Raw genomic sequence first — 23003 nt, forward strand, 5'->3', positions numbered from 1 at the left:
GAATTTTCTTCCCTTTGTTGGCCATTCATACAAGATTAGGAAGTCAAAACTAGCCTGATTTGCCGGTGTCATCGGGGTGCAGGGATGAAAACCGTCCCAGGCGGCAAGCCAGGTGGGTCCGGTTCCGGAATGACGGCTGTCGCAAAGGCGCACCCGCAATCCGCCGGCAGGGTCTAACTACAAGAAACAGCTTCTTCAAAGGTGCGGGACGATTGCATGGTGCAGGAATGAAAGCAGGACTCCGGAGCGCAATCATGCTTGCGGCCGCGGCCCTTTCGCTTGTTGCCGGCCCGGCAAAGGCAGACCCCGCCGAAATCCAGATCGTCACCCAGAGTTTCGCACCGCTGCAATGGGACAACGCGGGCAAGCCGGACGGTTATGTCACTGCCTATATGCTCGAAGTTGCCAGGCGGGTCGGGGAAACAATCCCGCTGAAGATCGGCGCTTACGAATTCCTGCCTTGGAAGCGGGCAATGCTCCTGGCCGAAACCATGCCGAATGTGCTTTTTTTCTCGCTGTCGCGAACGCCGGAGCGAGAAGATAAATTCATCTGGCTGGGCGAGGTCTCGCCCTATGGGCAGAATTTCTACCAGCTCTCGACCAGACCGAGGATCGAAGCCGACACGGTCGAGGACCTGCGTGATCAGAAGGTGCGGATCGGTGTTCAGGACGGCTCCAATCTTCTGTCCCACCTCAAGCAGCTCGGGTTCGAGAAAACCGGGAACCTGGTGCCGATCACCGATTTTCACCAAGGTATCGAGATGCTTTACCTGGAGCGGATCGATGTGCTGCCGCTGACCGGGTTCCTGGCAGAGGCGAGCGCCTGCAAGCAGGGATATGACGGCGGCCTCCTGCAGCCGGTGGTCTTTGTCGAAGCACTTGCCAACCCGCTGTGGGCCGTGTTCAGCCAAGGAACGGATCCCGCGCTGGTCGAGGCGTTCAGGCAGGAAATGACCGCCCTGAAGGACAGTGGCTTTCTGGACGCCCAGACGCGGCAACACCAGGTCAACTGGCAGACATTGGCCTGCGGCGCGTTGACAGCGGGCAAGTGAAGCTGGCAGGAACGGATCGCACCCCTTCCACTCCTTCATCTCCGGAAATTGCCGCCATGACAGACCAGCCGATCACCTCCCTCGACGTTCTCGATTTCTGGTGGAACGCCGGGCCGGCGAAATGGTTCGCAAAGGACGACAAGTTCGACAAGTTGTGCCGGGACAGGTTCCTGGCCGCTATCGAGGATGCGGCTGAGGGCAAGCTCGATGGCTGGGCGGATACGGCCGATGGTGCGCTCGCGCTCCTGATCCTGCTTGACCAGTTCCCGCGCAATGTCTTCCGCGGCAGCCCCAAGGCTTTCCGGGCGGACCCGAAGGCCGTAGAGGTCGCCGAAAAAGCGCTTGATCGTGGTTTTGACAGGGCGTTTCCCAAAGAGGCGCGCGGCTTTTTCTACCTGCCGTTCGAGCACGCAGAGGACATGGCGCACCAGGAAAGGTCTGTTGACCTGTGCCGCGTCCTTGGTGACACGGAACTTTATCACTACGCGCTGATCCACCTCGACGTCATCCGCCGCTTCGGCCGCTTTCCGCATCGCAATGCCGTTCTCGGCCGGCAATCGACACCGGAAGAAATCGCCTATCTGGAAAGCGGCGGCTTCTCAGCCTGAGGATCTGCCCGGGAGCTGCTTCTGCGGTTGAGGCATTGACCGAGTTGCCCTGTCTTCAGGACGGCCTTCGGAGGCCGTCCCGACGCAGCATGCAGTCTGCTTACTGATTGGAAGCGCCGCTCAAGCCGTCATACATTGCATGCATCAGATGATGCGCTGCTTCCGGATTGCCGAAGACCGGAAATTGCGGGGAGAGGTCGCCCCGACGGCTGTCTTTCTGTGCGTCATAGACCAGATTGCCGCCTTTCACTGTCCCTTCGATCTTTATCCCGGCCAGCTTCTCCGGATCGATCGCCGTCGGGTCTTCGGACAGCAGAACGAAATCGGCCAGCTTGCCGACTTCGATCGACCCCTTGTCGTTTTCCTCGAATTGTTGCCACGCGGGCCAGATGGTCATGGCTTTCAAGGCGGTCATGACGTCTACCCGCTGGCTCGGGCCAAGGATGTCGCCCGACCGGGTGCGCCGTGTGACCGTCGCTGAGAGAATACGCATGCTGTCCGGGAAGGCGACGGGAGCATCGTGATGGGAGCCGAACTTCATGCCGCGTTCGCGCACCCAGCCAGTTGGCGAAATATTGTCCGCGTTCACCGGGCCAACCGTGTGGTCTCGGTGCCAATCGCCCCAGTAGAAGGTGTGCATGGGGAACAGGGACATGAAGACGCCAAGCCGCTTGTAGCTGTCCACCTGGTCTTCACGCAGAAACTGGCCGTGGATGAGCACCGGCCGGTTGCCGGGGTCTCCATATTTTTTCTGGGCTGCGCCAATGGCGGCAATCAGCATGTCGGAGGCGCCTTCGCCATTGGCATGCGTGATGATCTGGATGCCGTTTTCGTAGCACCAGTTCACGGCGTCCTGAACCTTTTCCATCGTCACCGACGCATAACCGGCATAACCGGGAGGATAATCGCCGACGGGATCGTAGTAAGGCCGGTCTCGCAAGGCGGTAAAGCCTTGTGGCGAGCCATCGATTGTCAGCTTGCATCCGCCCACGCGCACTTTGCCTTCGTAGTCGCGCGAAACATGCTGGGCAATGTATTCCTTCGCTTCGAGCACGTCGGGATAGGCGATAACGTCCACCGGAAGGCCCTTGTCCGCGTCCACCGCCTTCAAGGCTTCGACCACCGCCCCGGAAGAGCGGCCATCCTGTGCGGTCGTATATCCGTAGCGCATCCAGAGGTCTGCTCCGGCTTCTGCGAAAGCAGACAGTCCTTCCGGCCCCAGAGTTCCGAGCAGCGGGATGAGCACATTGAAAAAGGCATATTCTTCAAGAACGCCATTGGGAGTTCCATCCGAAGAGCGCTGAATGACACCGCCTTCCGGATTTTCGGTCGAGGCGGTGATCCCCGCGAGTTCGAGCGCCTTGGAATTGGCAACACCGAGGTGGCCTGACTGATGCACGATCACGATCGGGACTTCCGTCGAGACCGCGTCGAGGTCCTCACGCGTTGGATGGCGGAGTTCGGCCAGCTGTGCGTTGTCGTAGCCGAAGCCGATGATCATCTTCACCTTGTCGACTGTCGCAGAATTCTTTTCCGCCCAGGCTTTCAGCGTTGCCTGCAAGCTGGCGATATCCGTGACTTCCCCGTCCGGCGGCGCAAGCAAGTTCGCCGAAAGGGCCTGAATTCCGCCCATGACCACGTGTCCGTGGCTATCTACGAACCCCGGTAGCATCGTCCGGCCGTTCAAATCGAACGCCTCCGTCGTTTCGCCCTTAAAGGTCGAAATATCGGCCAACGTTCCTGCCGCCAGTATTCGCCCGTCTTTCACCGCGACGGCTTCAACCTTCGACTGGCCGTCATTGATGGTCAGGATGGGGCCGCCGGAATAGATGGTGTCGGCCACGTCCTGCGCGTTCGCAAGACCCGGCAAGAACGAAAGGGCGATGGCCGCTAGCTTGGTACTGTGTCTCATTTCAGCCTCTGCCGGTTGGTCCGTTGGGATGGGGTCATTGAAAATGGCAAAGCAACTAATGGCTGCATCTGCCGGAGTTACGTCTGAAAAGTATACTCCAGGATCCCGAACAAGCTCGAACTTATTCGATGTGGCGGCTCTTTCTCTGGAGGGGTGGAGCACAGGCGTGCAGCGCCAATCCTCCATCTGGAACTTGAGATACGGATTGTGCCTCCGCACTGAGACGGTAGCTGCTTTCGCGGCGGGCTGCCGCCGCGGTGGCGAAGCACGGCCATTTGCACTGCCGTAACTTTGTTGACCGGTTCAGGTGCCGCATTTTTATGCGAGGAGCGATTGCCGGTCTTTTGTGCACAATTTTTAACCCTCAAAGTATGCGATGTGCAAAAAATAGGCAGAAAAACTGCCTGAAAAGCCGCCATCCCATTTATGCCACAAAGTTGGCTCTGGCGTTTTTTGCACTGCAAAACCGCGGGATTCCGCGAAAGACTCTCCGAAAAAGCCAAGTTGGCACGGTCCTTGATTAGTAAGAGCCGACACCGGCCCGGGGCCACGACACGTGGTGAAGCCGAAGACCTGAGAAGATCCTTCCAGAGGGGGACAGAACCAGGCGCAGTTTCCGGGGTGGTAGGCCGAGCTTCTTCGACGGGAAGGGGCGCTAAGAAGGGGAATGGAACGAGCAATGAAAATAGTGATGGCCATCATCAAGCCGTTCAAGCTCGACGAAGTGCGCGATGCCTTGACCAGCATCGGCATCCAGGGGCTGACGGTGACTGAAGTGAAGGGCTATGGCCGCCAGAAGGGGCACACCGAAATCTATCGCGGCACCGAGTATGCCGTCAGCTTCCTGCCGAAGCTGAAGATTGAAGTCGCTGTGGATGCCGCCTCCGTCGACAAGGTCGTCGAAGTGATTTCCGGCGCTGCCAAGACCGGCCAGATCGGGGATGGGAAGATCTTCGTTCATTCGATCGATCAGGTCGTGCGCATCCGTACCGGCGAAACCGACGCCGAAGCTCTGTGATTTAGGTAAGGAAACGTATCATGAAAAAACTAGTCGCTAAGGGCGCGACGGCGCTGGCTCTGCTGAGCCTTACGGCTCTGCCGGTGCTTGCGCAGGATACCGAGGCTGCCGCTGCAGCTCCAGCCGCAGTCTCTCCCGAGGTTGCCTATATCTTCAATACGCTGCTGTTCCTCATCGGTGGTTTCCTGGTCATGTGGATGGCCGCCGGCTTCGCAATGCTTGAAGCAGGTCTCGTCCGCTCCAAGAACGTTTCGATGCAGTGCCTGAAGAACATCACGCTCTACGCCATCGCTGGCCTGATGTTCTGGATCACCGGCTACAACCTGATGTACACCGGCGTTGACGGCGGTTTCATGGGGTCCTTCGGTCCTTACGCGTTTGACGCCGTCGGCGGCGACGCACTCGACACCGGTTACTCCACGGCGTCCGACTGGTTCTTCCAGATGGTCTTCTGTGCGACCACCGCGTCGATCGTGTCCGGCACGCTCGCCGAGCGCATCAAGCTGTGGCCTTTCCTGGCATTCACCGTTGTCCTGACGGGCATCATCTACCCGATCACCGGTTCCTGGGAATGGGGCGGCGGCTGGCTCAACGGCGAAGCCGTGAAGGCTATCGGCGGCGCTGAGTTCTCCGACTTTGCCGGTTCCACTCTCGTTCACTCCGTCGGTGGCTGGGCTGCGCTTGCCGGTGCGGTTATCCTCGGTGCCCGTAAAGGCAAGTATGGTGCGGATGGCTCCGTGCACCCGTTCCCGGGTTCCTCCATGCCGCTCGCAACCCTCGGCACGTTCATCCTGTGGCTGGGTTGGTTCGGCTTCAACGGTGCGTCCCAGCTCGCTATGGGTTCCATCGGTGACGTCTCCGACATCTCCCGCATCTTCGCCAACACCAACATGGCTGCTGCTGCCGGTGTCGTCGTCGCGGTTGTTCTCACCCAGATCCTCTACAAGAAGGTCGACGTGACCATGGCTCTGAACGGCGCTCTGGCAGGTCTGGTTGCCATCACCGCAGAACCGCTTGCACCGAGCGTGTGGGTTTCCGTCTTCGTCGGCGGTGTCGGTGGTGTGATCGTGGTCTTCGCGGTTCCGATGCTCGACAAGCTGAAAATCGACGACGTCGTTGGCGCCATCCCGGTTCACCTGCTGGCAGGTATCTGGGGCACGCTCATCGTACCGCTGTCCAACTCCGACGCTTCCTACGTCACCCAGCTGATCGGTATCGTTTCCATCGGTGCGTTCACCCTGGTCGTAAGCTCGGTGATCTGGTTCGTCCTCAAGGCCACCATGGGTATCCGGGTGTCCGAGGAAGAAGAGGCCCTTGGTCTCGACAAGGTCGAAATCGGTGTGGAAGCCTATCCGGAATTCGGAACCGGCTCCGGCCGCCTCTGAGGCGGCGCCGACAAAAATCTCCCAGGCGGTCTATTGGCTCAGACCGCAAACTTGGAAAGCCCGGGGGCAACCCCGGGCTCTTTTTTTGGTTGGTTGCCTGAGTTTCTGTTTTTGCCTAAAAAAAATTGCGAATGATTACAAAATAATCGATCCACACGTTCCCTTTGGTGGGGTCACCAAAGGTTTCGATTAAAAAATCGGCTGATTTCCGGGTCTTTTTTGAGCTTTTGCCCGTTTGGCATGCAGTTTGAATGCTGTGCGCACCGAAACGCAAAAACAAACGGCAAATTGCCTATCTGGGGGTCAAAATGAATGAAACCGGGGTCGGGGCGGACGTCTTTTTCGTCCTTGTGGGAGCTATTCTCGTTTTCGCCATGCACGGCGGCTTCGCTTTTCTTGAAGTCGGCACCGTCCGTCAAAAGAACCAGGTCAACGCGCTGGTAAAAATCCTTGTCGACTTTGCCCTGTCGACAGTGGCGTATTTCTTCGTCGGATATGCGGTTGCCTACGGCACCACGTTCCTGGTGAACGCGGCGACCTTGTCAGGTGGTGGTGAAGGCTTCGAACTTCAGGGCCTGAGTCTGGTGAAGTTCTTCTTCCTCACAACATTTGCCGCCGCAATTCCGGCGATCATCTCCGGCGGTATCGCGGAACGCATGAAGTTCTGGCCGCAATGCCTGGCCACCGTTGCGCTGGTCGGTATCGTCTATCCGTTGTTCGAGGGTCTGGTCTGGAACGGCAATTTCGGTTTCCAGGGCTGGCTGGAAGCGACCTTCGGCGCGCCGTTCCATGACTTTGCAGGCTCTGTGGTGGTGCATGCGGTCGGCGGCTGGATCGCGCTCGGCGCCGTTCTGCTGCTGGGTGCCCGGATGGGCCGTTACGACCGCAACGGCCGTCCCATCGGTATTCCGCCCTCATCGCTGCCCTGGCTCGCCATGGGATCCTGGATGCTTTGTGTCGGCTGGTTCGGTTTCAACGTGATGACGGCTGCCTCTCTTGAGAGCATTTCCGGTCTTGTGGCGATCAACTCGTTGATGGCCATGGTTGGCGGCATTCTTGTGGCGCTGGTCGTCGGCCGGAATGATCCTGGCTTCGTGCACAACGGTGCGCTGGCCGGTCTCGTTGCCGTCTGTGCCGGTTCGGACGTCATGCACCCGATCGGCAGCCTGATCGTCGGGGGTGTCGCCGGCGGCGTCTTCGTAATCGGTTTCGAGATCTGCCAGAACAAGCTGAAAATCGACGACGTTCTGGGTGTCTGGCCGCTGCATGGCATCTGCGGAGCGTGGGGTGGTATCGCCGCCGGTTTCTTCGGGCTCGAGGCCCTGGGCGGCCTTGGCGGTGTGTCTCCTGTTTCGCAGGTTATCGGTACGGTTCTGGGGGCGGTCTACGCCCTTGGGGCGGGTCTTGCCGTCTACGGTATCCTGAAAACGACGATGGGTCTGAGGCTGTCTCAGGAAGACGAGCACCGCGGAGCGGATCTTTCGATCCACAAGATCAGTGCAAATCCGGAACACGATCTCGGGCGCTAGAATGGCCTGCCGCGCGCCGGGTAACGGCGCGCGGATCTCTCAGGAGCATTCGGGTTCTGTCAGATTTTTGGATCGACCCAAAACAGCCTCAGGCTGCTGTGCTTTCACTGATCAGCAGAGCGGCCAGGTTGTCATGGCTGTCGACGACCCGATGTGCACCGGCAGCAAGCAGCTGTTCCGCGTGGCCATCGTGACAATGACCGCCGCCGACAAAACCCCAAACCGTCATGCCGGCGGCAAGGCCCGCCTTCACGCCGTTGACACTGTCTTCCACGACGAGCGCGGCTTTCGGGTCCACACCCAGCTTATCCGCCGCGAACAAAAACAGATCGGGCGCGGGTTTGCCGTTGGTTACCTGCTCGCCTGAATAGATATGCGGCTCGAAATAAGGGAAGAGCCCCGTGTGCTGAAGCTTGTGGGTCAGCCGGTGCAGGCGGGAGGAGGAGGCGACGGCACGTGGGCCGTCATGGGCTGCCAGCAGCTGTTTGATGCCTTTGATTTCCGCCAGTTCGCGGTCGATCCGCGCCTGGGTGGCAGCGTCCAGATCCGGTCCGAATGTTGCTGGCAGCGGTCCCTTGCCAAGGGTCTGGTAATCCGCGTCGAGCGCCGCCCAGAAGTCTGTGCTGCCCAGGCCCTGGAACCGGTCCATATACTCATGAAGCTCGTACTTCAGGCCGATCCGGGCCAGATGTTCGCGTTCGACATCGACATAGATGATTTCCGAATCCACCAGAACGCCGTCACAGTCGAACAGGATCGCTTCAAATGCCATGGATGAGGTGCCTTTCGGGTCGTTCTGGAAAAATTGGGGCAGGGACCGCCGGTTTCAATGCCGGATGTCGTCAGTGTGAGCCGTCGAACAGGCCTTTAACGACTTGTCGTTGAAACAATATGACAAGCAGGGCCGGAGGCACGAACGCGAGTACCGCCAGCATCAGCCCTCGCAGGCTGGAATTGCCGAAAAACTGCATGCCGCGCACCAAGGTGTAGGTGCTTTCCTCCGAGGTGACCATTACCGGCCACAGATACTGGTTCCAGCCGTTGACAAACATGACCAGGAACAGCGCGGCCGCTGTCGGCGCCGACAGGGGAACCAGAATGTCCTTGAAGAACTTCAGCGGACCAGCGCCGTCGATCCTGGCCGATTCCAGCAGCGCATCCGGAACCGTCATGAGGAACTGGCGGAAGAACAGCGTCCCAAGGCCGGAGGCGACCAGCGGCAGGATGAGGCCTGCACGCGTGTTGACGAGGCCAAGTTCGACGGTCACGGCATAGGTCGGCAGGAACCGGGATTCCAGAGGCAACAACAGGGTCAGCAGAAGCACGGCGAAGATGGCGCTGGCAAAGCGAACCCGAAAATAGATCAGTGCATAGGCTGTCATTAGGGACAGAACGACCTTCAGGGTCGCAAATCCAGCGCCCAGCAGGAAGGAATTCCACATCATCGACAATGCTGTGACGTCACCGGAAAAGCCCGCGCCGGTCTGCAGAAAGTGTCCGTAGTTTTCCAGCGTGCCACTGCCCAGATCGAGCCTTGGCCGGACCCTTCCGCCCTCATGGGTGGTTGCGGCGAAGATCGAATAGACAGGCAGCGTCATCACAAGCGCGCCGCCGATCAGGATCAGATGATCAAGAAGCTGGGCCTGCCAGCGCCGCCAGTTGGGCATATGAGACTGGTTCCTCAAATCGTTCCGAAGTAACCGGGGCGTGCTGCGGGGACGGAGCGGGGAAATCTCGACGTTGCCGGGGCAGGCGCCAAGACAGTTCCGCAGTGAGCAAATGCCCGGTTCAGACCCGTCGGTGAGACGGCGGCGAGGATCGCCGGGTGCAGAGTATTATGGATTGTGACGGGCGAGGGCAAGACGCAATTCGGTCTGCCTGCAGGTGCCGCCGGCGGGAGACAGGCTGGTTGGCCGGGCCGGAAAATACCTTGTCCGATGACGTAGCGTTCCGAGAGTGCTGCCATTTTAAGGGGGCGTTCTGGAAGTAGATTTTACCCCGATCCTGTCCCTTGAGTGACAGGGAGCAGTTCTTCAGGCAATATTTCGCGGTATTACGAGACTTTCTTCATCCTGAAAGCCATGTTGCACATTTGGTGCCGGGGGGCGCGATATGACACGGATACTCCTTTATAATGGTGAGCTTGATTTTTTGACGCGGGGATATATGGCCGCGCATTCCGGTTACAGCTATTCCTCGACCGATGAAATTCTGGGTCATCTGGTTCAAAACGCGCCATCGGGTGGCTTCGGCGTGGTCGAGCTGGTCTTTCACAGCGGCGTTCCCGGTCAGGTGACCCTTCTGGATGCAGACTGCGTAGGCGGATTCACGGCGGCCAGTCCGGTCGGGATGGTGTCTCACAGTTCCGGAATGGAGAACTTTTGGAGAACGCTGGGCCAATATATCCGCCCTGGCGGCGTCCTTTCCCTCAATGCCTGTTCGATCGCGGAGGGGCGCGCCGGCGGGCACCTGCTTCGGCATCTCTGCCGCGCCATCGGTGGTGGCAAGCGAGTTTGCGGTGGGCTGGGCGACCAGACCTCCGGTGTCTTCGAGTATAACAACGCCTCGCTCATGCGCGGTTATCCCTACTATTTTTAAGACCAGAGGGTTCGGGCCACCGCCTATAGCACCACAATGCCGGAATGCTTGGCCTTGTGTTCCGGTTCGACGTGAATGGTGATCCGGGCTCCGGGGACATCTTCGACAATGGCAATCTCGATCCGGTCGCAGATCTCATGTGCCTTGTCGACGGACATTTCGCCCGGCACCACCAGGTGAAAATCGATGAAGGTGGATTTGCCGGCAATGCGAGTGCGCAGGTCGTGTGCCTCCAGGGCGCCTTCGCCATGTTCGGAAATCAGAACACGGATCTTGTCCAATGTGTCGTGCGAGGCGGCTTCGTCCATCAGTCCGCCGACGGATTCCTTGACGAGGCCCCAGCCGGACCAGAGAACGGTGAGGCCGACAAGAACCGCAAGCGCGGGATCCATGACTTTCCAGCCGGTGAGCATCACCAGCACAACACCGCCCAGAACCCCGACGGAGCTGACCACATCGGTCATCAGATGCTTGCCGTCCGCAACAAGGGCAGGTGATCTTGCGTGTTTGCCATATCTCATCAGGTACCGCGCCCAGGCGCCGTTGATGACGGCGGCAAGCAGGTTCATGCCGATACCGGCTGGCGAATATTCCGGACTGTCGCCACTGATGAAGCCGAGCCAAGCCGCGCGGAAAATCGACAGGGCGGCAAGCACGATCATCACACCGACGAGAACCGCCGCGAAATACTCAACCTTGTCGTGGCCGTAGGGGTGGTTGCTGTCGGCGGGTTTGGCGGCGAACCAGACGGCTGCAAGCGTAGCGATAGCGGACGCGATATTGACCGTCGTTTCCAACGCGTCTGAATAAAGCGCTATGGAGCCGGTCAACAGGTAGGCGCCGATCTTGAGACCGAGAACGACCACGCCGAAAACGATGCTCAAAAAGGCTATCTGAAGCCTGCGCTTCAACTTCATGCGTTCCCCCAGGACCGATTTGCTTCACCAGACGCCGGCAAAGCAGAGAACCTGACCGGCCACTGCGTTTCGCAAATTGCCCTTGCTTTGGGCGTTTACGATCCCGAGGCGGGTCGAACGGGGCAAGGGGTAGCAGTTTTCTCGGGGGTTACAACCCGGCTTTGAGGCCGGTGGGCTCGTTTTTCAGAGGGAATTGATATTTGGCCACACCACTGCGGCGGTTTACAGACCGCCGCTCTTGTTCATGGTTGCCGCGCCGATGATCCGGCCGGGGCCGTCGGGATTTTCAAGCTGCACGACAACTGCGCAGCGGGCGTCGCCTTTCAGCATCAGTTTGGACTTCGGCATGCGGAATGTCTCCTGGCCGCCGGACCACATCCCCATCGGCTGCAGATTGCGCACCACGTTGACGTAACGCACCTTGCGGCCCGCGTTTTCGCCACGGCCGATATCCACGAGGGCTTCATCCTGCATGCGCAGGAAATAGACGGTCGCCATGTTGAAGCCTTTGGGCAGGGAGCCTTTCACCGTTGCCTGTACGACCATGTCGGTAATCTTCAGGTCGATTGTCGCGGTAAAGGGGTCGGTACGTGCCAGCGCGGCCCTTACATCGCCTTCGCGGCTGCCGACGACGTGTTCCTCGCCGTTGATCACCATTTGCGGGGTGTAGACCGACCGGTCGCCGCGCCGCGCGGCATAGGCCCGCTGACGCTGCGAGTTGACGGGACTTGCGAGCGTGTCCTTCCAGCCGAGATAATCCCAGTAGTCGACGGGCATCACCATGGTCAGGACGTTGTTATCTTCCTGCACCAGCTTTTCCGCCAGCCGATCGGCCGGCGGGCACGAGGAGCAGCCTTGGCTGGTAAACAGTTCGATGACTTTTTCGGGTTGCGCCTGCGCGCCGTTGATTGGCGCGGCCAGGGCAACTATTCCGCCGGTTACAATAAGCGCGGTGCGGAGGGCCTTGCCGGCCTTCCGGGAAAACGATCCCACCATTTGGCTCAATTCCTTGTTCGATTGCCCCTAAAATATGCAATGGAGCACTCAACCGAAAGTCACGAGCGGGTGACTTTCGTCTTAGACGGCCTCATTCGCGCGTTTGTGACAAGGCCTCACCATTTGGCGTGCCAGGCGTCTTGTGGAAAATACAGGCCGAAACGGGCGTTAGCGTTCTGGCCTGTCTGGCTTTCCTGACCTGCGATGGTGGATTGTCTCGGGGGGAGAATCATGTGTTCTGGTGTCTCGCGCCAGCCTGTCGCCTCCTTCGCTTCAGGGCGCTGGCCGATCGTTGCCCGTGGTTCTGGCTGTTGAAACTGGAGACAAGTGCCCCTGTCTGGCGAACGTACCAAAGGTCAAGAGATCCATGACTTTGCGGTTCTGACGAGTGCCGCCCTGCCGTGGATGACCGGACCGTCCTTCATCTCGCTGTGGCACGCCTGCGGGTTGGCAACGCTTGGCTATCGGGTTGTCTATGTTCTTCCCTGGCTGGATGAGGTTTCACAGCAACGGCTGTGGGGCGAGACCCGTTTCGTCGATTTTGACGAGCAGGTCGACTGGCTCCGGACGGAACTTGAAGCCTTCGGACCCTACAAATTTCCGGAATGCCGGCCTTATCGGGCAAGGTTTGTGGCAGGCATGGGGTCGATCGTGCCGATGGAAGACGTCTACCGCGCCGCGCCGCCGGCCCGGTGCCTGATCGCGAGCGAGCCGGAGCATCTGTGCTGGTATCCGGTAACGACCGGGCGCAGAGGCATCCGGGCGGACAAGACGATCGGCCTCAGCATGACGGATTATGAAACCTACATCCGCATGTCCGGGCTGCCGTTTCCAAACAGCCTCGCCCGGCTGGTGTCCTTTCTTCACGGCCGTGCCCTGCGCCTGCGCATCGATCTGCCCCTCAGCCTGTCGCCCGCCCTCACCCTGCCGGGCATCACGATGCCTGTGGAACGGGTGACCGGTGTCATGCCCGGTTACGCGCAGGTGCCTCTCGTTACGCAGGAAACCGAAGGGATCTATTTTCTCGGAGCTTTCCTCTGGGAAAAAGGCCTGGACGACCTTGCCCGCATCGCTGCCCGTGCCAAAAGGCCCATCGATGTCATTGGCGGGGGGCGCGATGAAGCAGAGTTTCGCGCCTTCGCACGAGAGGAAGGCGCGGATTTGCGGTTCTTCGGACCGAATCGGCGGTTCTGGTCCGATATCGGACGATACCGGGTCATGGTGAACCCTTCGCGCAGCGAAATCCTGTGCACGGCAACCGCCGATGCGCTGGTTGCCGGCCGGCATGTTATCCTGCCGGACTGTCCGGGTAACCTTCCCTACAAGGCCTATCCCAACGCCCATTTCTACACTGAGTTGGAAGGGGCTCTCGAGGCGCTGGAGTATGCGTTGACGACTGTGCCGGAGCCGCCCATTGCCGCGCGCGAAGACTTCGACTGGATGAGCGCATGCCGCCGGCTGGCCCATCTTGCCGGGCTGGAAAGCGAAGATTGATCTTCCTGGCTCGTGTTATCGCCGGGACATCGGAACGCACAGGCGTATCGGCTGCTCGCAAACCGAGATCTGCGCAGGCGCATGCGCGACGATATCGCCGTCGGCCTGTATCGGGTCGCCCAGGGGACCCAGGATTTCGACTGTTCTGGCCGGCTGTTGGGCAACGAGACCATGCCGCAGGAGCAGGCCTGCCGGTATCAGCAGAAAACGTCCGAAGACAGACAGAGCGCTGCCTGGAGGAAATATCGTTGCGCAAAAAGACGGGTTGGCGAGGTCGCAATTCGGTGCGAGGACAAATGTCCCGCCATACCGTTTGCCACGGCTGACGATCAGCGTCGCTGCCTTTTCGGGCTCACCGTCCAGTTGGACGTCCACCGGCGGGCAGGACCATCGCCGCAGTGTCCGGAAAACTTCGATCAGATAGGCGGCCTTGCCGAAACGGGTCTTGGTGGCGCGGCTGAGATCCGAAACCACCTGGGCGTCCAGCCCGATGCCGGCCATCATCATGAAGCGGTGCCCGTTGACCTGGCCCGGCCGGATCTTAAGGATGCGCGCTTCCATAAGGCAGTTCGCAATCCGGTGTGGATCCGTGCCGACGCCGAGCTCATGTGCCAGCACATTCGCCGTGCCGAGCGGTATGAGCCCCAGGGGCGGCGTGTGCGGGCCGGCTCCCTGGATTGCATCGTTGATCGTGCCATCGCCACCGGCGATTGCCAGGATATCGGCGTCGTCTGATGTGGTTTCCCGAACGAAACCGGCGGCATCGCCCGCCTTCGTCGTGATCAGGATTTCGCATGTGTGACCGCGTGCCTCGAGCAGCGCCAATACCGCCTTGAAACGCTTCTCGCGCTTGCGGCCTGTGCGGGGATTGTAGACGACCCTGATTTTCAGGCTGCGCTCTTGAGGGCGGCTGCCGCCCGTCGCGGGGCCCTGGTCGTCCTCAGGCATCGCTCAGGCTCTGGACACGTGCCGGGCGTGCGGCAATTCACCGGCCGGCTGCAAGGAGCCTGCTGCCGGAACACGGGAAGCGGCGATGCGGTCCATGATCTCAAGAATGTCGGCGGGCGATGTGTTGGCGGCAACCGGTTGCCGCGCCTGGCCGCGCTCGATGGCGGACATGGCCGCCTTGAAGCTCTCGCTGAAATCGGAGGACGTCGAAAAGGCCAGTCCGGCTCCCGTCTTCGTCACGTGGCGCAGGACCGCAGCTTCCTGCGGCAGCGCTAGGCTCTTGTCGAGCAGCATGGATACGCCAAGTGCCATGGCTTCGCTGGTGCTGCCCGGACCCGGCTTGCCGATGAAGAGATCGCTGGCGGAAAGATATTGGGCGACCCTGTCGGTAAACCCGAGAACCTGGACCGGAAAAGGCAGGTCCATGGCGCGCAGCTGATCGGCAAGCGCTTCGTTCCGGCCGCAAAGAAACACCACCTGGGCGTTATGCGGAATGTCGCGCATCGCGGTTGCCAGTTCGATCATGCGCATGCTGCCCTGGGCACCATAGAGCACGGTCACGACAGGTCTGGAAGGATCGAGGTTCAGCGCTTCCCGGCTGGAGCGTTGGGTGGGGTCGGTGAATTCCGGCCGGATCAGCAAGCCGCCCATCGCATGGATCTTGCCGGAAAGCTTTGGCAGTTTTTCGGCATTTCGCAGGGCGTCCTGCGTGCCGCAAATTGCGTGGTAGTCGGCCCGATTGGGAAACCAGACACCCTTCGCCAGTTCCGCCCAGTCCGTGATCATGACGGCGCCTTCCGGCAGCGGGCCTTCCGTTATGCCAGCGCGGTAGCGTTTCAGCGCCTCCAGCATCACCCGGTTGCCGAGCGGCATGACCGACAGCACGATGTCCGGGCGAATGTCCTCGAAATGCCGGGAAAGAATACTGATGGCCGGCGGTTCGCAGAAGACGTAGTTCAGGCGCAAGGCTGCATAAAACAGCCAGCAGGTGAGGCCGGTACGTCCCTGACGTAAGATGACCTCGTTGTAGATATTCTCCCCTGTGCGTGATCCGAAGCGGCTGAAGAGGTCGAGATGCGGGATCAGCGAGGTATAGGGATTTATCAGGCTGACCCGGTATCTGCCGGACCCTTCGAGGCATGCTTTCAGGGCGAAGGCGCTGGCCCTGTGGCCACCGCCTGCGTCCGTATAGATCACTGCCACATGGACGGGTTCCGTCATGCACCACCTTCTGAAGATGTACCGGCCGGGGAAGTGCCGGACTTCGGCAGGACCAGATGCTCCCGGGTCATCGGGACATCGTTTTTCAGGCCCCTGGTCATCAGCAGATGGTACAGCCGGTTGTCGCCCCAGCTGAAGGAGGAACTTGCGACTTCCAGATACAGCCGGAAGCTTCTGACGAAGGTGTCGTCATACATTTCGCGGATAAGGTCGATATTGGCGTCGAAATTGGCGAGCCAGTATTTGACCGTCGGCGGATAGTGCAGCCGGATATTCTCAAGGTCGATCATGTAGAGATCATTGTTGCCGGCAGCCTCGACCATGGTCGTCAGCGGCGATGCCTGAGTTCCCGGGAAGATGTATTTGTCGATCCAGGGGTCGATCGGCCGGGGGATTTCGTTGCCGATCGTGTGGACGAAGGCAAGGCCCTGTGGCTTGAGAATGTGTGCGATCCGTTCGAAGACCGGTGCGATCTGGGCATTGCCCATGTGTTCGACCATGCCGATCGAGGCAACCTTGTCGTAAAGGCCGTCCGCTTCGCGAGCGTCCTGCAGGCGGATCTCGATCTTGTCGGAGAGGCCGCGCTCGGCGATCTTCTGAATTGCATAGTCGCGCTGTTCTGCCGAAATGGTGAAGCCTACGCCCGTGATGCCGTAGTTTTCGGCGGCATACATCAGGAAGCCGCCCCAGCCGCAACCGAGATCGGCAACATGTTCGCCCGGCTTCAGGCACAGCTTGCGGCAAACCAGTTCCAGCTTGTTGTTCTGTGCTTCATCCAGCGTGTTGTCGGGCGAGGTGAAATAGGCACAGGTGTAGATCATGCCCTTTCCGAGCAGGATCTCGTAAAAATCGTTGCCGATGTCGTAGCTGAAGGAAATGTTCTCGCGCGAGCGGGCAATGGTGTTGCGTGCGCGCAAGAAGTGGAAGGCCAGTTTGATCCGCAGCATCAACGACATGGGCCGTTCCGCGAAATCGATGGCAAAGCCCAGGTAGAAGAGCTTCTTGATGTCGCCTTCCACCTCGATATCGCCCAGCATGTAGCTCTCGCCAAAGCCCATGAAGGCATCCGAAAGCACCCTGGAGAGAGCCCGCTCGTTCTTGAAATGCAGAATGAACTCTGGCTCGGTCCCGATGGAGAAGCCGGTTCCGTCCCAGTAGCGGACCTCGAACTGCGCATCGGGAGAGGCCGCAGACATGGCTTCTGCGAGCTGGCGAATAACGTCTTTCATCGGCGGGCTTTCTAAATCAATGAAGAGAATTTGCAGGACGGCGTTTGGGGCCGCTGATCGCGGTCCAGAGCGAAATGATGCTGTCCCGGTACTCGGGAATGGTGCGCTTCAGCTCCTCGTGGAGTGCGGGCAGATTGTGATAGGGCACCCCGGGATACATGTGATGCGCCGTATGAAAGCGGAAGCCGACCGGCTGCACGATCAGGGCCAGCGGAGACTCGATCGTGAAGCTGTCGATCATCTGGTCTTCCCGTCCGGAGGTTTCGGCAAGGCGTTCCAGTTCATGTTCCAGCGGAATACGCGCGGTCAAAAGCGCCCAGCCCAGAACCAGGACGGCATAATAGAAAGGCAGCGCCGCGGGGAAGAAGATGATTGCCGCAATGAAGAGCGCGAGCGTAACCCGGGCGTGCCGGGTCACTTCGGCCTGCTGTTCCGGTGTCAGGGCGGAGCTGAGCGAAAAGCCGAGCTTCTCCGTCGCCCAGCGATCGAGCGCAGCTTCGACCCGGAACGCACCGAGCGCGGCGGTCACCGTCATCAGAAGGTTGGTAAAGGGCACCACAAAGGGGATCACGAGCAGAACCATGGCCATGGCAAACGCATTGCCGCGCACGAGCGGGTATTGCGGATCCTCGGGCGTTCCGAAAATGCCGAGCCGATGATGGGCCAGATGCGGCAGTTGAAACCGCAGCGGCGGAACCATCACGATGAGCGCCACGGTCCAGGTGTAGAGCGCCCGGAAACCGCGCAGCTTGTCGTCCTTGATGTGTACGATTTCGTGGCAGAAAAGTCCTGCGCGGTGCAGGCCGAATGTCGCCAGCAACCAGGGCAGGATAACCATCGGCCAGGAGGCGTTCAGACCCCACGCAAACCCGACGACAAAAAGCGCCAGATAAAAGCAGAAATCGCGATAGTAGATGGCTGGTCGCGGTATGAAATAGTCACGGGCAATCATGTCGTTCCAACCTTCAGCGATAGGGTCGAGCAAGCAGCACTAGCTTAGGCTTGCGTCTCAGATCAAGCCTGTATTGAAGGCCGCGACACCCATCATGTAGTGAATCAGGATCACACCGGCGATGTTCTGATGCCTGATGTAGATCCAGCCGAAGATAAATCCGGTGCCGATTGTCATCAGCACGGCCGGAATGCCGAAATGAAGGTGGAACATTCCGAACAGCACCGAGGCGAGAAGGACCGACCGCCATTTGCCCTGGTCTCCCAGGAAACGCTGGAAGGAAGACTGCAGAAAGCCCCTGGCGATGATTTCCTGCAAGGCGCTGTGAAGAAAGTAGCTCAGTGTTCCCAGCAGGTTGAAGGGCAGTGGTTTGCCGGGCAGCGCGTCGAAATATTTGAGCACTGCCGCCAGTCCCCAGGCAAAGATGCAGAGCCCGACCGAAATGATCGCGCCCTCGATCAGGGATTTCTTCAGGCCGACGGTTGTCAGTCCGAGCGCCGAAATCGAAATGCCCATGTGCCGGATGACAAAGAGGCTTGGCACCATCAGGATGGCGAGATACTGCCAGGCGAAGACTTCGGTATAGACGTCCACGTTGACGATCGTCCGCGCCAGGACGTTGTTCACCAGCGTGCCGATGGACATCATGATCAGCGAATAGACGAAAAACTTGCCGAACTGCTGCTGTTCGTTCCGGAGGTCCAGTTCACGCTGCAGGGCTGCGACATGCTCTTGTGTGGAGGCGCGCATGCGCCGTGTCACGAAGGATGCCAGAGCCCCCTTGAATTCTGCAAGTCTGGCTTCGCCATCGGCCAGTTCGAGGATCCGCTCCGGCTCGATTTCAAGCACGGCACCGGCTGTTTCAGCACGCACGGTTGCCGAGCGTGGTTCACCGTCGAGAAGCGCCATTTCGCCGAAAGGCTGTCCCGGCCCAATTTCCGCAACACGGTGGTCCGAGGCCGTGCCGTCACCCTTGCGATAGATGCCGAAGGTGCCTTCGAGAACGATGTAGAGCCCGTCGCTTGTCTCGCCCTCGACGATGACGTCCTGATGCGCTGGGACCGGCACCCTGCGCGAGGCCGCCCGCACCGCATCGGCGACCCGCTCCGGCATGAATTCCGTCATCCGATGAAAGATCGTTTCAAGATCTTCCGTTTCCTGGACCTTTTCTTCAACGGGGATGGAAGCCGTGCGCATGGGGTTACCCTACCTCGTGGTCCTGAACCAGCGGCCGCCGAAATACAGAAGCACGACGATCGGCATCAGCAGGACGTGATAGCTTCCATAGAGGCCAAGACCCCAGAACCCCGGGCTCTGCATCGGGATCATCGCTGATACACCCAGCGTGAGAAGAATGCCGGTGATCATCGGCAGCGTTCCCTTGTTCTGGCGGAATCGGACAACGCTCAGCACCAGCAGGAATATCAGGCCGACGGAATAATAGAGGATCACGGACAGAAAATCGTCGGAAGTCAGGATCATGAAGACCGGCCAGAGTGCACCCAGGACGCCGGCAGCCACAAATCCCTGGCGCAGCGGCGAGGTCAGATACTGAAAGCTGGCCGCGATGATCATGCTGAGACTGCCCAGAACGATGACGACGCGCGTTGCGATCACAAGCGGACGGTGCGCTTCGTGACCGATTGTTTCGAAGAACCCGTGGTCAATGGCACCCAGCATCGAGGCAAGCCCGATCAATGCAAGTGTCAGGCTCCAGATCCAGGCAGGTGAGAAGGTCTGAATGCCCGGACGCAGGCTCAGGCCGGCGAGAAAAAACAGCTCGCAGGCAAGGATCACATCAGTCAGGGCTGAAAGGACGAGTTCGGAAAGCAACAAGAATACTCATGGTTGGCGCCAATCTGACCGGTGGCGGCTGGTGGTGTCCGGCCTGAAATTGGCCGGTTCGCCGCAATAATCCGCCGTCAGCATTGAGATTATGTTAAGCGGCTCGCCGCAGCGAGACGCGGAATTCGACGCGTCAGGATGTTGCCTCGTTCGGTGTTTGTGCGGACCGCTTTCCCTTGACCCATGATTTCAGCGCCCGCTCCGCCGGCATCTCATAAATGCGGTAGAGGAAGATCGAAAACGCTGCCGTGATGCACAGCGATACCGGAAAGAAAACGATATCCGCCGGGATGGACGGCCTGAGGAAGATGTTCATCAGGTGAAGCGACGGCTGGTGCACAAGATAGAAGGCGAAAGAGGCATTGCCGAGAAGCACGAGCGGGCGGGTTGCAAACACCCGTGTGAGTGCGGCGCCTTCCGTCAGATGTGCATAGAAGAACAGTGTGATGACCGGCAGGTAGAACAGGGAATAGCGGAAGGGATCCGGGACATCCGGTGCCAGCCACATCGCCAGGAACAGAAGAAGATAGCTGAGTGGCTGCACTGCGCCGGGCAGCCGGACGCCGCGACGCCAGACCTCATGCAGAACCATGCCGACCAGAAACTCCAGAATGCGGAAGCCGGGAAAGACATAGAACAGCCAATGCGAGAACGGGTATTTGCCGAAGAAGATCACATCGCCCAGGAATACCTGAACCAGCAGGGCGGAAACGAACACCACCACACCGAGCCCCAGGGTCACCGCCACTAGCTTTCGCGGTGAAAACGCGACCAGGCCGAAGAAGCACACATAGAAGAACATTTCATCCGACAGCGACCAGGACGGTGCGTTGAGAGAGAAATAGATCGAGGAAACCGGAATCCAGCTCTGCAGGTAGGTCAGGTTCAGAACCGTCTTGATGACGCTGAATTCTTCCGAGTAGATCGCCTCGACCTGCATGATCGAGAAATAAAGAAACGGCAATCCTGTGAGGAAATGCAGTGGTGTCAGACGGGCAATGCGCAGCAGGAAGTAGTCGCGAAAGGACATCGTGCCGGCAAGGATCCTCGTCTTGTAGGACTGCGTCAGCACGAAGCCGGACAGGATGAAGAAGAAAGAGACGCCGACATAACCCTGTTCGGCGATTGTCTTGACGAAGTCGCCACTGGTATCCCAGCGGAAATGAACGCCAAACACCAGCAAGGCTGCGAAGAAGCGCAGTCCGGTCAGTTGTTCCAGTCGAACCTTTGCCGCGCTGTCGGTCACGTTCATGCGCAAATCATCCCCTCGATTGACCCAGGGACACTAATGCCCGCAGGCTTCCGGGAAATCTATGCCAGCGTCGATTTTAATATGGGTAAATGAACTGATGCGGCGGGTCCAATTCAGTCAGTCGCCGATTTTCTGCAGGTTCCAGCGCTAACGGCACATCAAGGTGCGCTGTGCTGCTTCACCCATTCCCACGTTTCTCCGATGCCGCGCCGCAAGGGAACGGCAGGCTGCCAGCCGAATGTCGCTCGTGCCCTGGCAATATCCAGCACGACCCGTGGCACATCGAAGTTGCGGCCCGGCTTGTAGACCGGTTCCAGGGTGCGCCCTGTGGTCTGGCCGATGATGTCGACGATCTGCGAGATGGACGTGCCTTCGCCACTTCCGGCGTTGAAGCTGCCGGACGCGCCGGAGATCAGGGCGAGATGGCACAGGTCGGCAATGTCTTCGACGTGAACGAAGTCGCGCACGACGCTGCCGTCCCCCCAGATTTCGATGGGGGCGTCCTCCGCCACCTTGCGCAGATAGGTTCCGATCACGCCCAGAAGGCCGACCTGTGCCTGGCGCGGTCCATAGATGTTCGCCGGACGTAGGGCGACGAACTCGAGCCCGTGGAGCTGTTGTTCCATGCGCAGGTACTGTTCGATCGCCAGCTTGACGATGCCGTAGGATGAGATCGGGTTCAGCGGATGATCTTCCGGCACCGGATCCTTTGTCGGGATGCCATAGACTGTGCCACCGGAGGAAAAGAATACGAGTTTCCTCGTTCCGCTCGCCCGCATGGCTTCCAGAAGGCGAACCGCGGGAACGAGGTTGCCGGAGATGTCGGCGGCCGGATCGAGGTTCGAGGTCGAAGGAACGGTCGTGCTGGCCAGATGCACCACCGCATCCACACCGGACAGGGTGTCGGCGAGCCGGTGATGATCGGACAGGCTGTGGAAGACGTAGTCGACACCGGGAAGAGGCGGCCGGTAAAGTTCCGGCCGGGTGTCCATGACCCGCACCGACAGGCCTTGCTGAAGGCACTTGTCCACGACATGAGACCCGATGAACCCGCAGCCACCGATCACAAGTACTTTCAAGATGGCCTTCTCCGGAATCGGCTGAAAAAGATGATCCGGACTTTAGAACGGCCCCGTGGCGATTTGTAAATGGGGCTTGGCCGGTTCGCCGTTGTCACGGCAGATAATCAGCGGGGACAAAGGCCTGCGCAGGTGACAGGCCGGCACCACAAGGTTGGCAAGATCAGGATTTGTTGCCGTCCATGATCTTCTGCAGTTCCGGCAGGAAGACGTCGTAATAGGTTTCGGGGCTCAGAGGACCGATGAACTTGTACCGGATCGTGCCTTCGCCATCGACGACGAAGGTTTCCGGCACGCCGTAGACACCCCATTCGATCGCAGTGCGGCCACCGGTATCAGCGCCGACGCGCTGATAGGGATTGCCGAGACTGCCCAGGAAGCGACGCGCGTTTTCCGGCTTGTCCTTGTAGTTGATACCGAGAAGCTGGATGCCCTCGACCTTTGCCAGCTCTTCCAGAAGCGGGTGCTCCTGGCGGCAGGGCACGCACCAGGATGCAAACACATTGACGACGGAAACCTTGCCGATGAGATCCTGACGGGAAAACCCGGCAACGGCGGTGTCACCATCGGTGAGGCCTTCAACCGGCGGCAGGTCGAATTCCGGCGCCGGCTTGTTGATCAGCGCAGAGGGAATTTTCTGCGGATCGCCGCCGAGGGTCAGCTGAAACAGGAACAGGGCGGCGAGCGCTGCGAACACCACCAAGGGCAGCAGCACCAGAACCGGGAAACCGCGTTTGGCAGTCTGCTGCCCGTGTCGGCCGGCACCGGTATCGTGGGACGTCATGAGCTTGCTTTTCCTTCACCGGCCGGCCGGGCGCGGGAAATGCCCCGGGCTGCCAGGTCCTTGAGGGCTTTTTCCTGTTGGGCCTTGTCGATGCGCACCCAGGCGATCAGTCCGATGACCGTGAAGAGGCAAAGGCCGTAGGACGCCCAGATGAAGCCAGCGTGTGGGCCTAGATCCATGAGAA

Annotated in this window: 22 protein-coding genes; 7 read left to right on the forward strand and 15 right to left on the reverse strand. The window is 59.7% G+C overall.

Annotated elements, in window-relative coordinates; genetic code table 11:
- The first annotated feature begins 254 nt into the window (after positions 1-254).
- Positions 255-1052, forward strand: coding sequence for an ABC transporter substrate-binding protein (locus HCG46_RS22135; protein WP_168687394.1), 798 nt, complete (start codon positions 255-257; stop codon positions 1050-1052).
- 56 nt (positions 1053-1108) lie between these two features.
- Complete coding sequence (locus tag HCG46_RS22140) at positions 1109-1660, forward strand: DUF924 family protein (RefSeq protein WP_077291489.1); 552 nt, start codon at positions 1109-1111, stop codon at positions 1658-1660.
- A gap of 100 nt (positions 1661-1760) precedes the next feature.
- Here the strand turns inward: HCG46_RS22140 and HCG46_RS22145 are convergent, their stop codons facing one another.
- The gene (locus HCG46_RS22145; RefSeq protein ID WP_168687395.1) at positions 1761-3572 is read right to left on the reverse strand and encodes an amidohydrolase family protein; all 1812 of its coding nucleotides are present in this window, start codon (positions 3570-3572) and stop codon (positions 1761-1763) included.
- Between the two features lie 679 nt (positions 3573-4251).
- On the opposite strand from HCG46_RS22145, the gene HCG46_RS22150 reads away from it, so the two are divergent.
- The 3 genes from HCG46_RS22150 to HCG46_RS22160 all read left to right on the forward strand — a co-directional run bounded on the left by HCG46_RS22150 (position 4252) and on the right by HCG46_RS22160 (position 7504).
- Positions 4252-4590 (forward strand): P-II family nitrogen regulator, encoded by a 339-nt coding sequence (locus HCG46_RS22150; protein ID WP_006938248.1) that lies wholly within the window; start codon positions 4252-4254, stop codon positions 4588-4590.
- 20 nt (positions 4591-4610) lie between these two features.
- Positions 4611-5975, forward strand: coding sequence for an ammonium transporter (locus tag HCG46_RS22155; RefSeq protein ID WP_055659930.1), 1365 nt, complete (start codon positions 4611-4613; stop codon positions 5973-5975).
- Between the two features lie 308 nt (positions 5976-6283).
- Positions 6284-7504, forward strand: coding sequence for an ammonium transporter (locus tag HCG46_RS22160; protein WP_075282230.1), 1221 nt, complete (start codon positions 6284-6286; stop codon positions 7502-7504).
- 88 nt (positions 7505-7592) lie between these two features.
- On the opposite strand, the gene HCG46_RS22165 is transcribed toward HCG46_RS22160, so the two are convergent.
- Positions 7593-8276: an HAD family hydrolase gene (locus HCG46_RS22165; RefSeq protein WP_077291491.1), complete on the reverse strand. Its 684-nt coding sequence runs from the start codon at positions 8274-8276 to the stop codon at positions 7593-7595.
- Positions 8277-8346: 70 nt separating this feature from the next.
- On the reverse strand, positions 8347-9171 hold the full coding sequence (locus HCG46_RS22170; RefSeq protein ID WP_023002728.1) for an ABC transporter permease subunit: 825 nt from the start codon (positions 9169-9171) through the stop codon (positions 8347-8349).
- A 445-nt stretch (positions 9172-9616) separates the two neighbouring features.
- Here HCG46_RS22170 and HCG46_RS22175 point away from each other — a divergent pair, with 445 nt between their 5' ends.
- Positions 9617-10102 (forward strand): hypothetical protein, encoded by a 486-nt coding sequence (locus HCG46_RS22175; protein ID WP_023002729.1) that lies wholly within the window; start codon positions 9617-9619, stop codon positions 10100-10102.
- A gap of 23 nt (positions 10103-10125) precedes the next feature.
- Here HCG46_RS22175 and HCG46_RS22180 read toward each other — a convergent pair whose 3' ends face one another.
- Together HCG46_RS22180 and HCG46_RS22185 are read right to left on the reverse strand one after the other, a co-directional pair.
- Entirely contained in the window at positions 10126-11019 is an 894-nt protein-coding gene (locus HCG46_RS22180; protein WP_023002730.1) for a cation diffusion facilitator family transporter, read from the reverse strand.
- 222 nt (positions 11020-11241) lie between these two features.
- Positions 11242-12015, reverse strand: a complete 774-nt coding sequence (locus tag HCG46_RS22185) for a DUF1223 domain-containing protein (RefSeq protein ID WP_023002731.1) — start codon at positions 12013-12015, stop codon at positions 11242-11244.
- A gap of 327 nt (positions 12016-12342) precedes the next feature.
- Here HCG46_RS22185 and HCG46_RS22190 point away from each other — a divergent pair, with 327 nt between their 5' ends.
- On the forward strand, positions 12343-13509 hold the full coding sequence (locus HCG46_RS22190; RefSeq protein ID WP_205838626.1) for a hypothetical protein: 1167 nt from the start codon (positions 12343-12345) through the stop codon (positions 13507-13509).
- 15 nt (positions 13510-13524) lie between these two features.
- Here HCG46_RS22190 and HCG46_RS22195 read toward each other — a convergent pair whose 3' ends face one another.
- From HCG46_RS22195 to ccmD, 10 genes are all read right to left on the reverse strand, one after another.
- On the reverse strand, positions 13525-14457 hold the full coding sequence (locus HCG46_RS22195; protein WP_168687396.1) for a diacylglycerol kinase family protein: 933 nt from the start codon (positions 14455-14457) through the stop codon (positions 13525-13527).
- A 3-nt stretch (positions 14458-14460) separates the two neighbouring features.
- Entirely contained in the window at positions 14461-15678 is a 1218-nt protein-coding gene (locus HCG46_RS22200) for a glycosyltransferase (RefSeq protein ID WP_168687397.1), read from the reverse strand.
- The gene (locus HCG46_RS22205; RefSeq protein ID WP_168687398.1) at positions 15675-16907 is read right to left on the reverse strand and encodes a cyclopropane-fatty-acyl-phospholipid synthase family protein; all 1233 of its coding nucleotides are present in this window, start codon (positions 16905-16907) and stop codon (positions 15675-15677) included. Before HCG46_RS22205 ends, HCG46_RS22200 begins: the two co-directional genes overlap by 4 nt.
- Before the next feature lie 16 nt (positions 16908-16923).
- Entirely contained in the window at positions 16924-17859 is a 936-nt protein-coding gene (locus HCG46_RS22210; protein WP_055659916.1) for a fatty acid desaturase, read from the reverse strand.
- A 57-nt stretch (positions 17860-17916) separates the two neighbouring features.
- Positions 17917-19056, reverse strand: coding sequence for a cyclic nucleotide-binding domain-containing protein (locus HCG46_RS22215; protein ID WP_023002737.1), 1140 nt, complete (start codon positions 19054-19056; stop codon positions 17917-17919).
- Positions 19057-19065: 9 nt separating this feature from the next.
- Complete coding sequence (locus HCG46_RS22220; protein ID WP_168687399.1) at positions 19066-19695, reverse strand: hypothetical protein; 630 nt, start codon at positions 19693-19695, stop codon at positions 19066-19068.
- Between the two features lie 142 nt (positions 19696-19837).
- Positions 19838-20956: an acyltransferase gene (locus HCG46_RS22225; protein WP_055659908.1), complete on the reverse strand. Its 1119-nt coding sequence runs from the start codon at positions 20954-20956 to the stop codon at positions 19838-19840.
- Positions 20957-21114: 158 nt separating this feature from the next.
- The gene (locus HCG46_RS22230) at positions 21115-22035 is read right to left on the reverse strand and encodes an NAD-dependent epimerase/dehydratase family protein (protein WP_168687400.1); all 921 of its coding nucleotides are present in this window, start codon (positions 22033-22035) and stop codon (positions 21115-21117) included.
- Positions 22036-22198: 163 nt separating this feature from the next.
- Positions 22199-22819 carry a DsbE family thiol:disulfide interchange protein gene (locus HCG46_RS22235; RefSeq protein ID WP_168687401.1) on the reverse strand — a complete coding sequence of 207 codons (621 nt, stop codon included), beginning with the start codon at positions 22817-22819 and terminating at the stop codon, positions 22199-22201.
- Complete coding sequence (gene ccmD / locus HCG46_RS22240; protein WP_023002742.1) at positions 22816-22998, reverse strand: heme exporter protein CcmD; 183 nt, start codon at positions 22996-22998, stop codon at positions 22816-22818. The genes HCG46_RS22235 and ccmD overlap by 4 nt, the downstream gene beginning before the upstream one ends.
- Positions 22999-23003 lie beyond the last annotated feature (5 nt).

The organism is Labrenzia sp. PO1, from assembly GCF_012273635.1.
Taxonomy (GTDB): Bacteria; Pseudomonadota; Alphaproteobacteria; order Rhizobiales; family Stappiaceae; genus Roseibium; species Roseibium algicola.

What these genes read in the sequence shown, in the direction of transcription:
- HCG46_RS22135 (WP_168687394.1), top strand. Translation starts at nt 255, where the DNA reads ATGCTTGCGGCCGCGGCCCTTTCGCTTGTTGCCGGCCCGGCAAAGGCA.
- HCG46_RS22140 (WP_077291489.1), top strand. Translation starts at nt 1,109, where the DNA reads ATGACAGACCAGCCGATCACCTCCCTCGACGTTCTCGATTTCTGGTGG.
- HCG46_RS22145 (WP_168687395.1), bottom strand. Translation starts at nt 3,572, where the DNA reads ATGAGACACAGTACCAAGCTAGCGGCCATCGCCCTTTCGTTCTTGCCG.
- HCG46_RS22150 (WP_006938248.1), top strand. Translation starts at nt 4,252, where the DNA reads ATGAAAATAGTGATGGCCATCATCAAGCCGTTCAAGCTCGACGAAGTG.
- HCG46_RS22155 (WP_055659930.1), top strand. Translation starts at nt 4,611, where the DNA reads ATGAAAAAACTAGTCGCTAAGGGCGCGACGGCGCTGGCTCTGCTGAGC.
- HCG46_RS22160 (WP_075282230.1), top strand. Translation starts at nt 6,284, where the DNA reads ATGAATGAAACCGGGGTCGGGGCGGACGTCTTTTTCGTCCTTGTGGGA.
- HCG46_RS22165 (WP_077291491.1), bottom strand. Translation starts at nt 8,276, where the DNA reads ATGGCATTTGAAGCGATCCTGTTCGACTGTGACGGCGTTCTGGTGGAT.
- HCG46_RS22170 (WP_023002728.1), bottom strand. Translation starts at nt 9,171, where the DNA reads ATGCCCAACTGGCGGCGCTGGCAGGCCCAGCTTCTTGATCATCTGATC.
- HCG46_RS22175 (WP_023002729.1), top strand. Translation starts at nt 9,617, where the DNA reads ATGACACGGATACTCCTTTATAATGGTGAGCTTGATTTTTTGACGCGG.
- HCG46_RS22180 (WP_023002730.1), bottom strand. Translation starts at nt 11,019, where the DNA reads ATGAAGTTGAAGCGCAGGCTTCAGATAGCCTTTTTGAGCATCGTTTTC.
- HCG46_RS22185 (WP_023002731.1), bottom strand. Translation starts at nt 12,015, where the DNA reads ATGGTGGGATCGTTTTCCCGGAAGGCCGGCAAGGCCCTCCGCACCGCG.
- HCG46_RS22195 (WP_168687396.1), bottom strand. Translation starts at nt 14,457, where the DNA reads ATGCCTGAGGACGACCAGGGCCCCGCGACGGGCGGCAGCCGCCCTCAA.
- HCG46_RS22200 (WP_168687397.1), bottom strand. Translation starts at nt 15,678, where the DNA reads ATGACGGAACCCGTCCATGTGGCAGTGATCTATACGGACGCAGGCGGT.
- HCG46_RS22205 (WP_168687398.1), bottom strand. Translation starts at nt 16,907, where the DNA reads ATGAAAGACGTTATTCGCCAGCTCGCAGAAGCCATGTCTGCGGCCTCT.
- HCG46_RS22210 (WP_055659916.1), bottom strand. Translation starts at nt 17,859, where the DNA reads ATGATTGCCCGTGACTATTTCATACCGCGACCAGCCATCTACTATCGC.
- HCG46_RS22215 (WP_023002737.1), bottom strand. Translation starts at nt 19,056, where the DNA reads ATGCGCACGGCTTCCATCCCCGTTGAAGAAAAGGTCCAGGAAACGGAA.
- HCG46_RS22225 (WP_055659908.1), bottom strand. Translation starts at nt 20,956, where the DNA reads ATGAACGTGACCGACAGCGCGGCAAAGGTTCGACTGGAACAACTGACC.
- HCG46_RS22235 (WP_168687401.1), bottom strand. Translation starts at nt 22,819, where the DNA reads ATGACGTCCCACGATACCGGTGCCGGCCGACACGGGCAGCAGACTGCC.
- ccmD (WP_023002742.1), bottom strand. Translation starts at nt 22,998, where the DNA reads ATGGATCTAGGCCCACACGCTGGCTTCATCTGGGCGTCCTACGGCCTT.